Genomic DNA, 14,676 nt, shown 5'->3' on the forward strand with positions numbered 1-14,676 from the left:
GTCTTGATGCCAAGTACCTGGTACTCAGTGTTACTTATGGCACAACCGCACGGCCTCGATGACGCGGCCGCAGAACCCTTCCGCCCGCCCTTCGCGTACCCGCCGCTGGAGCGCGGCATGGAGCTTCCGCCGGGGGTGAATGGATGGGCGCGTCCCGAGTTTCGGGGGGTGGTGCGCGTCTTCTCGCTCGCCTTCGCCCGGTACCGCGTCGGTGGTGGCGCCATCTGTGTATACGTGGACGGCGAGCCGGTACTCGACCTGTGGTCTGGGCTGGCACAGAAGGGCGTGCAGTGGACGCGTGACACTGCACCGGTGATCTTCTCGGCGTCCAAGGGTGTGACCGCCACCATCGTCCACCGGCTCGTGGACCGCGGGCTCCTCGACTACCACGAACCGGTCGCCAAGTACTGGCCGGAATTCGCCGCCAATGGCAAGCAAACGATCACTGTCGATGAAATCCTGTCGCACACCGCGGGTCTGTCGCGGCTGACGGGTATCGCGCACAACTACGAGGAGATGTTCGACCCGGACTTGATGGCGGACCGGCTGGCCGCGGCCCCCGTGGACCGCTACTTCGGCAAGCCCGCGTACCACGCCTTGTCGATAGGCTGGCTCATGGGACGGCTGGCCAAGGCCGTTACCGGCAAGGACCTTGAGGAGTTGTATCGCACCGAGCTGGCCGAGCCGCTCGGTGTCGACGGCATCTACATGGGGCGCCCACCCGTGGGTGCACCTTCGGAATCTGCCGCGCTGACACCATATTTGGATCGGGTCGCCCGATCCGGCTTCATCCGTCGCACGGCCCCTCCGGTCATGGGTGTGCTCGACAAGATGCCCGGCGCCAAGGGGGCCGCGTCGACGCTGTATCAGCCGGGTGCCGAGAGGTTGCTGGCCGATGACGGACACGCCAGTGCGGAGGTGATGGACCTGCGTTGTGGGGCGGGCAGTGCCTGCTGCACCGCACCTGCCCTGGCCAAGCTGTACTCCGCGTTGGCCGGTGACGGCAGCGTGGATGGAGTACGGCTGCTGTCGCCGGAGATCGCCAAGGGGCTGGGTCGCAAGCCCAGTTACCAGATCGACCACACGCTGGGGCTGCCGATGGGCTGGCACCGGGGATATCACTCCCTGGCAGTGCCGATGATCGGTGGCGGCTTCGGGCATATCGGCGCCGGCGGCTCATTTGGCTGGGCGGACCGGAAACGCAAGATCTCGGTCGCGATCGTGCACAACCGGCTGCCCAGCACGATGGTGTTCGATCAGACCGTCATCGGTACGTTCCTGCCGTCGATCATTCGCGCGGCGCGCTGACGCGGCAGCGCGAATGATCGACGGGGACGTTTACTTACTCGGCCGGGGCAGAACGTAGCGGGTCACCAGCGAGAAGATGTCCTGGTAGCGGGCCCCGGTCAGTCGAACGACCACGTCCAGGATCTTGGCGTCGGGACCGACCAGTACGCGTGGCTTCTTCTTGCGTACGGCGGTGAGGATGATGCGAGCGGCGGCCTCGGGGCTGGTGTTCGCGAGGTACTTGTCGAACATCGCGGCCCCGGCCTTGACGTCGTAGCCTTCCGCGGCGGTGGAGTTGCGCGCGATGGCGGTCTTGATGCCGCCGGGGTGTACGCAGGTGACCGCGACCGGCTTCTTGCCGATGATCATTTCCTGGCGCAGCGACTCGGTGAACCCGCGCACGGCGAATTTGGCTGAGTTGTAAGCACTTTGGCCGGGCATGGACAGCACGCCGAAAAGGCTGGACACGTTGATGACGTGGCCGTCGCCGGAGGCGATCAGGTGCGGCAGGAAGGCCTTGGTGCCGTTGACGACGCCCCAGAAGTCGACATCGATGATGCGCTCGATGTCCTTGAACTGGCTTTCCTCTACCTCGCCCTGGAAGGCGATGCCGGCGTTGTTGTAGATCTGGTTGACCTTGCCGAAGTGTTCCTTGATGGCGTCGGCGTAGAGCAGGAAGGCTTCGCGCTCAACGACATTGAGTCGATCCGCGCGGACTTCGGCGCCCAGGGCCTTCACCTGGCGTTCGGTTTCGGCCAGCCCTTCGGTGTCGACGTCGCTGATGGCGATCTTGGCGCCCGATCTCGCGAGTTCCACGGCCAACGCGCGTCCGATTCCCGAACCGGCGCCGGTGACCACGGCGACCTTGCCGCTGAAGCCTTCCATAAGTGTCTCCTTGTTAGACGACTGTCAAATAGTCAGAGTAATGGGTCAGTGGGAGCGCTTGGGCAGCAGGAACCGCGCGCCGAGAGCGAACAGATCCTGGTAACGCGCACCGGTCAGCCGGACCAGGACGTCGATCACCTTGGCATCCGGCCCGACGAGCACGCGTGGCTTCTTCTTGCGTACGGCGGTGAGGATGATGCGGGCGGCGGCCTGGGGGCTGGTTCGCGCAAGCAGGTCGAACAACTTCGCGAACTCGGCGGGGTCGTAGCCCTCGGCCATGGTGGCGTTGCGGGCCACATTGGTCTTGATACCGCCGGGGTGTACGCAGGTGACCGCGACGGGCTTCTTGCCGATGATCATTTCCTGGCGCAGCGACTCGGAGAAGCCGCGTACAGCGAATTTCGCTGCGTTGTAGGCGCTTTGGCCCGGGCAGGACATGACGCCGAAGATCGACGAGACGTTGACGACGTGGCCGTCGCCGGAGGCGATCAGGTGCGGCAGGAAGGCCTTGGTGCCGTTGACGACGCCCCAGAAGTCGACATCGATGATGCGCTCGATGTCTTTGAACTGGCTGGCTTCTACTTCACCGTGAAAGTCGATACCGGCGTTGTTGTAGATCTGGTTGACCTTGCCGAAGTGTTCTTTGACGACGTCGGCGTAGAGCAAGAAGGCCTCACGCTCGGCGACATTCAGGCGGTCGGATCTGACATCACCGCCGAGGCTTTTTATCTGGCGTTCGGTTTCAGCCAGGCCCTCGTTGTCGATATCGCTGATGGCGACCTTGGCGCCTGATCTCGCGAGTTCGACGGCCAACGCGCGTCCGATTCCCGAACCGGCGCCGGTGACTACTGCGACCTTGCCGCTGAAACCCTCCATGGGGCACTCCTGACAGATTTACGTTGTGAGCCTGACGTCAATCAGTGAGGGTAATGGATGGCAACCCGGCGTGGTCATGGCGGCGGTCAGGTCTTGAGGCCCACGCAGATCCAGTCGACGGAGATCAGTGGTGGCGTAATGGGGCGTTCCACCGGGCGCTGCACCACGACGTCGAAACCTGCGCGCGAGAACAAGCGCTCCATTTCGCCGGCCGTCGGGAAATGTGCAGGGCCGCGCTCACCCGTTCCGTTGCGCATCCAGCGACGTTCCTTCGGGCAGATCGTCGCGACCGCGGCCATGCCGCCCGGGGCCAGCACGCGGTAAAACTCCGCCAGCGCCGCGGGCTGGTCGAAGAAATGGAATGCGGACGTGGTCACCACGGCGTCTAGGGCGCCGTCGGCGAACGGGAGTTGCTCCGCGGGCGCCTTGCGCCACTGCACCCCGGCCGAGCGGGCCCTTGCCTTGGCGAGCATGCCGTCGGACATGTCCACCCCGTAGACGGTTGCCGACGCCAGCTCATCCTGGATGCGTGCGGCCAATATGCCAGTGCCACAAGCGATATCGGCGATACGTTGAGCATCGTGGTCACGTAACTGCCTGATGGTGTCCGTCTGGGCCGGGCTATAGATGTGGCGTTGCACGAAGGGGAAGTTGTACACCCGGGACATCAGAGTCCAGTACCGCGTGACCAGCTCGTTGAATGAACGCCGTTGGGCGATGGCCGTCATCGTTGAAACCTAGGAGTGGCGCCTGGATGACGTCCGCGACTCCGTGTGAACTTGGTGAAATACACGAGGGTCACGGCCGAAAGCTATGACCGGTCCCAATAACCCGAACTGCTCGTGATGAACCTGCGAGCAAACCACCGAACTCGTGTGCGGAACGGTAGGGTGCGCAAGGGTCTCGCGGACGTGATTCGTGAGGGATACGGGTATTCCACGGTGCAGTGGGAGAAGGTTGGAGTCCGCTGATGACGGCGTCACTCAGTGATCGGTTCATGCGTCGGCTGCCGGAGACGGCGCGCCGCGCAGTGGACTGTTTCGCTGCCGAGGTGCCGTACTACGGGATGTTGCCGCGTGAGGTTCTCGACGGAGAGATTACCGAGTTCACCAAGCAGCATTTCCGAATCTTCTCTCGGGTACTGGTGGAATCCCGGGCCCCCACGGAAGACGAGATCGCGGTGTCGATCCTGGCGGCATCCCGTCGGGCGCAGGAGGACATCCCGCTTCCGGCGATTCTGGCCGTCTACAACGTCGCCGCACGGGTGGGCATCGAGACGCTCCGGGAGCTGGCAACCCCTGACGAGGTCGGCGAGGTCCTCGCTATCAGTACGCAGGTGCAGCGATATCTACAGCTGATGCTGCCCGCTGTCACCACTGCCTATCTCGAAGAGCGCCAGGGTCTTTACAGTGCGACGACGGAGGCGCGGCGCGACCTCTTCGACGCGTTGGTCAAGGGGACGCAATGGGTAGAGGCCGCCGAGCGCGCCAACGTCACGCTGGCGCTGTCCTACAACGTGCTATTCCTGTACCTCCCGGAACCGGCGGTGAACACCGTGGTGGCACGGCGGCGTGCGCATCTGGTGCAGGACATCGTCGACGAGTACGCGCGCGAACCCGTGCTCACGTCGCTGGACGGCCGCGGGGGCACCATCTTGTTACCCGCGGTGGGCAAGGTGGAATCGCTGCTGCCATTGTTCTCGGAGGTGGCAGGGGGGCCGGTCACGCTCGGGGTCTCCGATGCCACCGACCCCGGCGAGATTGCCGCCGCCGCCGATGAGGCGCGCGAATTGACCGTGCTCGCATTGAGACTCGGTCGAGTGCCGGGGGCATATCGGCTTGCCGATCTGCTGCTGGAATACCAGATCACCCGTCCGGGTAGGGCTCGGGACCTGCTCGCCGCCACGGTTCAGCCGCTTGCCGCGCACCCTCACCTGCAACAGGCACTCAGTGCGTACCTACAGCACGAGCACGGGCGCCAGTTGGCGGCCAAGTCACTGCATGTGCATCCCAACACCCTCGACTACAGGTTGCGTCGGGTGGCCGAGCTCACCGGCCTGGACCCCGCGCAGCCGTCGGCCGCGCGGACTCTTGCCGCCGCACTGCTGGCGGTGAAGGCGCGCTGACGTCCCGATCAGAGTTTCCCGGCGAGCAGCTTCACAATCGCCACTATCTGCCGGACATACATGATCAGAGCGCGTGGCGCGAGAAATGTCGAAAGCACCGTTCGGACATCGGGTTGTGCCGGTAATGGCCTGCCGCGCATACGTTCGTCGAGCCAACCGAGCGCATCATGGCCGCCGGACAGTAACAAAAAGACACGTTCGCTGGCGCGGTCGCGTCGGTAGGTGACATGTGCGCCACCGGCGATGTAGTCCTCGGCGAGTTGGTCGGTGCTGTAAACCGGCAGGAGTACGTCGTGCATCGAGTGGTAGAGGTAGATCGGTGCGGTGGGGATGCGCAATCCCAGCGTCATGGCGTCCGTGAGCGCAGCGATCTCCGGTGTGTCCATCACTTCTTCGAGCGGGCGGACGAAGATCCTGTTGAAGTTGAGAAATGGCCAGTACAACAGTGCCTGGATGACGGTGAGGCGTTCGGCCTTCTCCACCATCCGGCGACCTCGCTTGGTGAGGTGCTTCTGCAGGTAGTCCTGGATTGAGGGGCTGACCCGCATCATGGCCGCCAACACGATGATGATGAGCCCCGAAGCGTATTGGCCGCTGAGCTGGTGCATGAGTGGGCCGGGTTGGGGAGCGGGCGCGCCGATCAATGCCCCGACCAGGTTGAGTTCGGGCGCGTACTCACCGGCTAGCTCGGCGGCCCAGGCGGTGGCGTTACCACCGGCCGAGTATCCCCAGACCGCGGCCGGTGTTTGGGCCGTCAGACGCGGGATGCCGTCCTCGCCGGATGCGGCAATGGTGGCGCGCAGCGCGTCCAGCACGTGGTAGCCGGGTTGTTTGGGCGCCATCCAGAGGCCCTTCGGTCCCTCATGGTCGCTGATGGTCACTATCCACCCCCGTTGGAGGGCGGCGACAGCCAGCAGAAACTCGTTCTGTGACTGATTGATGCCGAAGGTGCGGTGCTGCAGGTAGTACGAGGGGAATCGCTTGGGGGTGACGGCATCGATCGCGCTCTGGAAGGCGAGCAGCGGCGCTTTTCCTGTCGCGGTCTTGGGGACGAGCACTGTTGTCACGGTCGTCTCCGGGGACCCGTGCAAATCGGTGCTGCGGTAGAGCACCTGCCATGCGTGCAGTCGCAGCGGGATGAGTCCGAACAAGCCGATCTGAACGCGCCTGCGGCGCAGCGCCGTTCCGGGTGCTGTCTTCTCCCAGCCGCCGGGCGGCAAGAAGAATGGGTCGACCGGGGACGGCAATGGTTTACCGAGTTGCATTGGCCAGGCCTCGATCGGCTGAGTCGACGCGGGCGCAGTGCCGGCTGTCATCTGGCTCCTGTCCTTGGTGTGGTCGTCCCGTCCGGATTGAGTGACATTGATAGTAAGAAACCTCGGATGCGCGCAGCGTATTCAACAAGAATGGTCCACGGCAACGAATCGTCACCGAATCGGGGTTACCCCCTAAAGCGCGCATCGGACCTTGTAGTTCGTCACCGATCAAGCAAACGGCCGAATCCAATATTTGGACACGTGCCATTTTACAGGGTTCGCGATATTCGCTGCCCAGCGGGTTGTCGACAGCCGGTGGCACCGAAAAATGAAGTGCGATGCTATTTTCTGGTTAAGTTGCCGTGTCGGAGAATACGTGTCGCTGCGCGATGGCTAGAGACGGCCGAGTAGTAGCTTCGCGATGCCCCACTGCCAGCGGAGCTGGCTCACTGCCGCGCGTGCGGTCAAGCGAGAGCACAGTCTGGACATCGGGCTGGGGCGCCAAGGGCTCACCTGCCATCCGCGCTGCCAACCAGCCGAGCGCGTCGCCTCCGCCCGTGAGGGCGAGAGATATGTGCTCGCTCGCGTGGTCACGCCGGTAGGTGAGATTGACCCCGCGGGTGATGTATTGGTCGGCAAGGTAATCGGAGCCTCCGATCGGCAATAGCTGATCGTGGACGCCGTGATACAGATAGACCGGGGCCAGTGGAGTGTGCTGGCCGAGTTTCATCCGCTGGGTGATCGAGGCGATTTCGGGTGCCTTCATCAGTTCCTCGACAGTGTGATCGACGAGCTTGTCGAAATTCATGAACGGCCATCGCAGTACCGATTCTGCGAGGCTGACAGTGGCGGCCCTCTCGATAATCTGACGTCCCCTGGCGGTCAGGTGCCCGCCCAGAAAGTCGTGGGCGCTGTGATGTGCACGCATCATGGCGGCCAGGACCGGCAGGATAAGTCCCGAGGCGAATCGTCGACTGTGGTGTGGCACCAATGAGCCGGGTACGGCTGCCGGTGCGCCGAGCAGTGCTCCGACAATGTTGAGCTCCGGTGCGTACTCGGGGGCCATCTCGGCGGCCCATGTGCTGGCGGTGCCGCCGCCGGAATAGCCCCAGAGCCCGATCGGTGTGTCCTCGGGTAGTGGCGGCACTCCTCTCGTCCCGCCGGCGCGCAAGGTTGCGCGCACGCCGTCGAGCACGTGATAGCCCGGCTGCCGATCTACCATCCAAAAGCCCTGGGGCCCTTCGTGGTCGCTGACCGAGACGATCCATCCACGGGCGAGTGCGGCCACCATCAACAACAGTTCGTTCTGCGTTTGATTGAGGCCGAAGGAGCCCGGCAGCAGCCCGTACGACGGGAACGACCGCGATGTCACCGCGTCGATGGCGCATTGGTAGGCCAGCACCGGGCCTGTGACGTTGTGGGGTACCAGCACGGTGGTCACCGTGGTCTCCGGTGCACCGTTGAGGTCCGTGGTTCGGTAGAGCAGCTGCCAGGCCTGCAGGCGCAGGGGGACGATGCCGAATAAGGCGATTCGAACTTGCCTGCGCCGCAGCAGGTTCCCGGGCAGCGTGTTTTCCCAACCAGGTGGGGGAACGTAGAAGGGATCCCGCGGCGACGGTCTGGGTTTGGTGGTGAGCGGTGGCCACTCTTCGATGGGAAGCGTTATGGGTCCGCTTGCGGGAGCGGGCTCTGTGGTCATCTGGTGCAGCGTATTGAACACGCGCGCACTACGGCAGGCATCCAGCGACAGATCAGGCCCATCCCCTAAGGGACGGGCCTGATCTTGGGCTCAATCACTCCCTACCCGGAGGTGGGCGCAAATGCCTCGTCGATGATCTCCTGCTGCTCGACGGCATGCACCTTCGAGGAGCCGGACGACGGTGCCGACATGGCCCGTCGGGAGATCTTGGTGAGGCCGGTCAGGCGCGGTACCACCTCGGGCAGGTTCAGGCCGAACGTCGGCCACGCGCCTTGGTTGGCAGGTTCTTCCTGCACCCAAATGTACTGCGCATCATCCGGATACCGGCTGAGGGTTTCCTCGAGGCGGTAACGCGGGATCGGGTAGAGCTGCTCGATGCGCACGATGGCGACATCGTCGCGCTTGTCGGCGGTCTTGCGCGCCAACAGGTCGTAGTACAGCTTGCCGCTGGTCAGCAGGATCCGCTTGACCTTGCTGCGATCGCCGACCCCGTCCTCGTAGTTGGCTTCTTCGAGGACCGAACGGAACTTGCGGTCGGTGAAGTCCTTGATATCGCTGACCGCGGCCTTGTTACGCAGCATGGACTTTGGTGTGAACACCACCATCGGTCGGGTGATGCCGTCCAGGGCATGCCGGCGCAACAGGTGGAAGTAGTTGGCCGGTGTCGACGGCATCGCCACCGTCATGGAGCCTTCGGCGCACAGCTGCAGGAACCGCTCGATGCGGCCCGAGGTGTGGTCGGGGCCCTGTCCCTCGTGGCCGTGGGGGAGCAGCAGGACCACCTCGGAGAGCTGACCCCACTTGGCCTCACCGGAGGAGATGAACTCATCGATGATGGATTGCGCGCCATTGACGAAGTCGCCGAACTGGGCCTCCCACAACACCATTGCGTCGGGATTGCCGACGGAATAGCCGTACTCGAAGCCGAGCGCCGCGTACTCCGACAGCGCCGAATCGTGCACTACGAGGCGCCCGCCGGTGGGGTTGCCCTCGGCGTCGACGCCCACCAGCTGCAGGGGGCTGAACTCCTCGCCGTTGTGCCGGTCGATGATCACCGCGTGGCGCTGGGTGAACGTGCCGCGCTTGGAGTCCTGGCCGGACAGCCGCACCACCTTGCCCTCGGCAACCAGGGTGCCGAAGGCAAGTAGCTCACCGAAGGCCCAGTCGACCTTGCCCTCGTACGCCATTTCGCGGCGCCTGTCCAGCACCGGCTTGACACGGGGATGCACGCTGAAGTCCTCGGGTACCGCCAGGAAGGCGTCACCGATGCGCTGCAGCAGCGCCTTGTCGACGGCGGTGACCAGCTTCTGCGGCAGCTGTTGGTCCTCTTCGACCGACTCGCTGGGGCGCTGCTGGTATTTCTCCAGATCGCGGACCTCGTTGAACACCCGCTCGAGCTGGCCCTGGTAATCGCGCAGGGCGTCCTCGGCTTCCTTCATCGAGATATCGCCGCGGCCGATCAGGGACTCGGTGTAGGTCTTGCGGACACCGCGCTTGGTGTCGATCACTTCGTACATCTGTGGGTTGGTCATCGAGGGGTCGTCGCCCTCGTTGTGGCCGCGCCGGCGGTAGCAGATGAGGTCGATGACGACGTCCTTGTTGAACTTCTGTCGGAAGTCGACGGCCAGGCGTGACACCCACACGCACGCCTCGGGGTCGTCCCCGTTGACGTGGAAGATCGGTGCGCCAATCATTTTCGCGACGTCGGTGCAGTACTCGCTGGAGCGTGAATGCTCCGGTGCGGTGGTGAAACCGATCTGGTTGTTGACCACGATGTGGATGGTGCCGCCGGTGCGATAGCCGGGGAGGTTGGCGAGGTTCAGGGTCTCGGCCACCACGCCCTGGCCGGCGAATGCGGCGTCACCGTGCAGCATCAGCGGCACCACGGTGAAGCGGCCGCCGTCGGTGCCGTTGTCGAGGACGTCCTGCTTGGCGCGCACCAGGCCTTCCAGCACCGGGTCGACGGCCTCAAGGTGCGAGGGGTTGGCGGTCAACGACACCTCGATGTCGTTCTCGCCGAACATCTGGATATAGGTGCCCGAGGCGCCCAGGTGGTACTTGACGTCGCCGGAGCCATGCGCGAGCGCCGGATTCAGGTTGCCCTCGAACTCGGTGAAGATCTGCGAGTACGGCTTGCCGACGATGTTGGCCAGCACGTTCAGACGACCGCGGTGCGGCATGCCGATGACGACCTCGTCGAGGCCGTACTCGGCACTCTGGTCGATGACGGCGTCCATCATGGGGATGACGCCCTCGGCGCCTTCCAATGAGAATCTCTTCTGCCCAACGTATTTGGTGGCCAGGAAGGTCTCGAAGGCCTCGGCCGCATTGAGCTTGGACAGGATGTACTTCTGTTCGGCGACCGTCGGCTTGTCGTGCTTGACCTCGATGCGCTCCTGCAGCCACTTCTGCTGCTCAGGTTCCAGAATGTGGGTGTATTCCACTGCGGCGTGCCGGCAATACGCGTCGCGCAGCACCGAGAGCACGTCGCGCAGCTTCATGTACTCCTGGCCCTTGAACCCCGAGACCTTGAACTCGCGGTCCAGATCCCACAGCGTCAGGCCGTGGGTGAGCACATCCAGATCGGGGTGGCTGCGGAAACGGGTCTTGTCCAGGCGCAGCGGATCGGTATCTGCCATGAGGTGGCCCCGGTTGCGGTATGCCGCAATCAGTTCCAGCACACGAGCGTTCTTGTCGAGTATCGAGTCGGGGTTGTCGATACGCCAGCGCACTGGCTCGTAGGGGATGCCCAGCTCGCGGAAGATGTCGTCGAAGAAGTCGTCGGAGAGCAGCAGCTGATGCACCGTGCGCAGGAAGTCGCCGGATTCGGCACCCTGGATGATGCGGTGGTCGTAGGTGGACGTCAGCGTCATGAGCTTGCCGATGCCCAGATCGGAGATGCGCTCCTCGCTGGCGCCCTGGAACTCCGCGGGGTACTCCAACGCGCCGGCACCGACGATGGCACCCTGACCGCGCATGAGGCGGGGCACCGAGTGCACGGTGCCGATGGTGCCCGGATTGGTCAGCGAGATGGTGACCCCGGAGAAGTCCTCGGCCGTCAACTTGCCGTCCCGCGCGCGCCGCACAATGTCCTCGTAGGCGGTGATGAACTGGCCGAAAGCCATTGTCTCGCAGCCCTTGATGGCGGCCACGACAAGGGTGCGGTTGCCGTCCTTGCCGGGCAGGTCGATCGCCAGGCCCAGGTTGATGTGAGCGGGCGTTACGGCAGTGGGCTTCCCGTCTACCTCGGCGAAATGCCGGTTCATGTTCGGGAAGTCCTTGACGGCCTGGACGATGGCGTAGCCCAACAGGTGCGTGAAGGAGATCTTGCCGCCGCGGGTGCGCTTGAGGTGGTTGTTGATGACGATGCGGTTGTCGATCATCAGCTTGGCGGGGATGGCCCGGACGCTGGTGGCGGTCGGGATCTCCAGGGAGGCCGACATGTTCTTGACGACGGCGGCCGCGGCACCACGCAGTACCTGGGTTTCGTCACCCTCTGCCGTCGGCAACGGGGCGGGCTTCGGCGCGGCGGGGGCGGTGCTGGGTGCTGGGGCGGCGGTAGGTGCGGGCGCCGGGGTGGGGGCAGCCGCGGGGGCGGGTGCCGGTGCGACAGCCGCGGCGGGCGCGGCGGCTGCTTGACCATTGGCGGTGCCGGTTGCGGGCTCGGCTACAGATTCGGCCCCGAAGTCGGACAGGAATTCGTGCCAGCTGGAGTCCACCGAGGACGGGTCTTCCTTGAATCGCCGGTACATCTCCTCGACCAGCCATTCGTTCTGCCCGAATTGGGGATTTGAACCGTTCACGGCAGTCTTCGCCTCGCTCCGTCTCGTCCGATATTCAGTCGGTTGTTGACACTTGTGGTGTCGTTCTCTTAGCGACCCGTACCAGGCTAACGCGTCGCCATCGGGGGTGACATGCCGCCGTTGCATGACGGGGGCCACATCATCGGTGCCACTGATGGCTCAAGGGTGGCTACCCGATGAACAACCACCTCTGTCCTTGCCGGCTGCCGGCTAGCTGTCGGCCGCCACCAGCCGGAGCTGCACCGGCCATGCTGTCGGGGGGCGCCCAAAGGCATTGCGTGCGTTGGTGATTATTCGTTTGCCGATAAACCGGTTGCCGCCTGCGCCGATGACGGCTCCGATTCCGGCGGGCAGCAGCTTCCCTGCGGCCATGGCGCCGCGTTTCAGCGCGAACTTCTTGGTGAACCGCTTGAGCAGGGTGGCGTTCAAATGGCTCAGGGCGGGAATCGGCAGCGTCGAGGTGGCCTCGGCCAGCCAGCCGCCCCCGACGGTGCGGTCCTTGCCCAGCACGTCCGAGACCGTGGTCTCGCCGTCCTCGCCCAGCAGCACCGCGAGCACGAGCGTGTGCCGGTGCTCGATCTTGGCCAGCTCGATGTCGTGGACGGCGGCCAACGCCAGCGTGAAGAGCGAAGTCGCCTCCAGGAACAGCACCGCCTCGCCTGCGGTCGCCGACAGTGCGGCCAAGGTGCCAACCCCGGGGAAGGCGGCGGCTGCGCCGACTGCGGCGCCACTACCCATCACGGTCGCCAGGTACCGCTTCTCCAACATCGTGATGATGTCGGCCGGCGTCGCCGCCGGGTGAGAAGCTCGCAGCTTCTGGACATAGGCGCGGACCGCCGGCTCCTGGACCTTGGTGCTCTGGTCCAGAACGAGCGAGAGCAGCTTGCCCGACGCCCCGAATTTGGGTTCCTTGCCCTTGCCTCCCAGCGCGAGCTGTCGCTGCGGTTCGGTGATGCGAGTGCTCATCGGTGTGTTCCTTCAGTGCTGTGGTCTGGATGGGTCCACTGGTTGTGAGCGAAGATTTTTCCTCACAGTAGTGAAGACGATCGGCGCGTGTGTTTCGTTCCTGGGAACGCCGCCCAAGTGGGTGATTTGCGCGACGTTCTGGCTCCGACGGCCGGCGTGGGCAACCATTTTCGTGGTGGGGATCGGCCGACTCGCCCAGCGTTGAGCAAAGTCGTCACGGCTGTCGTCGCGGCAGCGAAAATCGCGGTGACGGGACAGGCGCACTGTGCTTCGATGTTGACGGACGGGTACCCACGTGTGTTGTCTATGACGACGGCGTGACGGACCTGTTGATCTGGGAAATTATCCCATCGGTGCTGATGACGCATCAAAAACGGGCGGCGTTTCCTCCTGGGTACGGGAGTGGAGACTTGACCAAGTGAGTGAGACGCAGCTCACATTTGTTAGGGAAGGGAAGGTTTTGCCACGTGCGCGCGCTGAGCACTGAGGTGAGTGCTGCCCCCGGTGAGACGGCCAGTGAGACGGCCATAGATGAGTCGACCGGCGCCGCTGCGCCGGCCGGTTCGGTGTCGCCTCCCGACACCCGGCTGGGCAGGGCATGGCTCATCACCGTGCTGGGTGCCATGGTTGCCTTGGGGCCGCTCACCATCGACATGTATCTGCCGGCCCTGCCCGATATCGGCGTAGATCTGCACGTCAATTCCACCCTCACACAGCTGACGCTCACCGGAACCCTCGTGGGGTTGGGCCTCGGACAGCTCCTGGTGGGTCCACTCTCTGATTCGCTCGGCAGACGTCGACCGCTGATCGCCGGCGCAGCCCTGCACGTCGTGGCCTCGATGGCCATCACCATCGCACCGAACATCGTGGTGTTGGGCGTGCTGCGGGCAATCGAAGGCATGGGTGCTGCCGCCGCCATGGTGGTGGCGATGGCCGTGGTGCGTGACCTGTACACCGATAAGGCGGCCGCCACCGTGATCTCCCGGCTCACGCTGGTGATCGGCATCGCGCCGATCCTGGCTCCGTCACTGGGTGCGGCCGTACTGGTCCATGGGTCATGGCAGAACGTATTCGCGGCCCTGTCCTGTCTAGGCGTGCTGCTGCTCATCCTTGCCGTGGTGGCATTGCCGGAGACGCTGCCCCCGGCCGCGCGACGTCCACTGCGGGTGGGGGCCATCCTGCGGACCTATCGCGATCTGCTGCGCGACAAGGTGTTCGTGGTCCTGGTGCTTGTCGCCGGTCTGTCGCTGTCCGGTCTGTTCGCGTATATCTCGGGCGCCTCGTTTGTCTTACAGGGCCAGTACGGCATGAATCAGCAGGTGTTCGCGATCGCGTTCGGCGCGGGCGCCATCGCGTTCGTCGCAGCTTCACAGTTGAATGTGTTGCTACTCAAGCGATTCGAACCACAGCAGATCGTGCAGTGGTGTCTGTCCCTGGCCCTGATTCCGGCGGTCGTGCTACTGGTGCTGGCCTGGTTCGGTATCGGCGGGCTCGTCGGCTTCGTGGCCCCGGTGTGGACGCTGATGGCGCTGATGGGATTCGTCATTCCGAATGCGCCGGCGCTGGCACTGTCTCGCCACGGCGAGGCGGCGGGAACTTCGGCGGCGGTGCTGGGCGCCGCGCAGTTCGGGGTGGGTGCGGTGATCGCGCCTCTGGTCGGGGCCTTGGGCAACAACGCGCTCGCCGTTGCCATCGTGATGATGATCGGGGTGGTGCTGGCTCTGGCTGGGCTGGCTCTCGTGAGAAATCGTGTCGCAGCCTGACCTGCGGCTAGATTCC

11 protein-coding genes are annotated in these 14,676 nt (G+C 64.5%); 4 read left to right on the forward strand and 7 right to left on the reverse strand.

Going from position 1 to position 14,676, the window contains the following annotated elements:
* The first annotated feature begins 36 nt into the window (after positions 1-36).
* Positions 37-1,308, forward strand: coding sequence for a serine hydrolase domain-containing protein (locus B4393_RS01850; protein WP_078332682.1), 1,272 nt, complete (start codon positions 37-39; stop codon positions 1,306-1,308).
* Between the two features lie 30 nt (positions 1,309-1,338).
* Here B4393_RS01850 and B4393_RS01855 read toward each other — a convergent pair whose 3' ends face one another.
* The 3 genes from B4393_RS01855 to B4393_RS01865 all read right to left on the reverse strand — a co-directional run bounded on the left by B4393_RS01855 (position 1,339) and on the right by B4393_RS01865 (position 3,776).
* Positions 1,339-2,172 (reverse strand): SDR family NAD(P)-dependent oxidoreductase, encoded by an 834-nt coding sequence (locus B4393_RS01855; RefSeq protein WP_078332683.1) that lies wholly within the window; start codon positions 2,170-2,172, stop codon positions 1,339-1,341.
* A gap of 45 nt (positions 2,173-2,217) precedes the next feature.
* Positions 2,218-3,048, reverse strand: a complete 831-nt coding sequence (locus tag B4393_RS01860; RefSeq protein WP_078332684.1) for an SDR family NAD(P)-dependent oxidoreductase — start codon at positions 3,046-3,048, stop codon at positions 2,218-2,220.
* A gap of 86 nt (positions 3,049-3,134) precedes the next feature.
* Positions 3,135-3,776, reverse strand: a complete 642-nt coding sequence (locus tag B4393_RS01865; RefSeq protein WP_070935918.1) for a class I SAM-dependent methyltransferase — start codon at positions 3,774-3,776, stop codon at positions 3,135-3,137.
* Between the two features lie 242 nt (positions 3,777-4,018).
* Here B4393_RS01865 and B4393_RS01870 point away from each other — a divergent pair, with 242 nt between their 5' ends.
* Complete coding sequence (locus tag B4393_RS01870) at positions 4,019-5,173, forward strand: PucR family transcriptional regulator (RefSeq protein WP_078332685.1); 1,155 nt, start codon at positions 4,019-4,021, stop codon at positions 5,171-5,173.
* An 8-nt stretch (positions 5,174-5,181) separates the two neighbouring features.
* Here B4393_RS01870 and B4393_RS01875 read toward each other — a convergent pair whose 3' ends face one another.
* From B4393_RS01875 to B4393_RS01890, 4 genes are all read right to left on the reverse strand, one after another.
* A complete protein-coding gene (locus tag B4393_RS01875) occupies positions 5,182-6,489 on the reverse strand; it encodes a lipase family protein (RefSeq protein ID WP_078332686.1) in 1,308 nt (435 codons plus the stop codon).
* A 292-nt stretch (positions 6,490-6,781) separates the two neighbouring features.
* Positions 6,782-8,128 (reverse strand): lipase family protein, encoded by a 1,347-nt coding sequence (locus B4393_RS01880; RefSeq protein WP_236743092.1) that lies wholly within the window; start codon positions 8,126-8,128, stop codon positions 6,782-6,784.
* A 101-nt stretch (positions 8,129-8,229) separates the two neighbouring features.
* Positions 8,230-11,931 (reverse strand): multifunctional oxoglutarate decarboxylase/oxoglutarate dehydrogenase thiamine pyrophosphate-binding subunit/dihydrolipoyllysine-residue succinyltransferase subunit, encoded by a 3,702-nt coding sequence (locus tag B4393_RS01885; RefSeq protein ID WP_078332687.1) that lies wholly within the window; start codon positions 11,929-11,931, stop codon positions 8,230-8,232.
* Between the two features lie 210 nt (positions 11,932-12,141).
* Positions 12,142-12,897 carry a hypothetical protein gene (locus tag B4393_RS01890; protein ID WP_078332688.1) on the reverse strand — a complete coding sequence of 252 codons (756 nt, stop codon included), beginning with the start codon at positions 12,895-12,897 and terminating at the stop codon, positions 12,142-12,144.
* 263 nt (positions 12,898-13,160) lie between these two features.
* Here B4393_RS01890 and B4393_RS01895 point away from each other — a divergent pair, with 263 nt between their 5' ends.
* The gene (locus tag B4393_RS01895) at positions 13,161-13,319 is read left to right on the forward strand and encodes a DUF1942 domain-containing protein (protein ID WP_078332689.1); all 159 of its coding nucleotides are present in this window, start codon (positions 13,161-13,163) and stop codon (positions 13,317-13,319) included.
* Between the two features lie 45 nt (positions 13,320-13,364).
* Positions 13,365-14,660 carry a Bcr/CflA family efflux MFS transporter gene (locus B4393_RS01900; RefSeq protein WP_078332690.1) on the forward strand — a complete coding sequence of 432 codons (1,296 nt, stop codon included), beginning with the start codon at positions 13,365-13,367 and terminating at the stop codon, positions 14,658-14,660.
* The last annotated feature ends 16 nt before the right edge of the window (positions 14,661-14,676 follow it).

The organism is Mycobacteroides franklinii (assembly GCF_002013895.1).
GTDB lineage: Bacteria > Actinomycetota > Actinomycetes > Mycobacteriales > Mycobacteriaceae > Mycobacterium > Mycobacterium franklinii.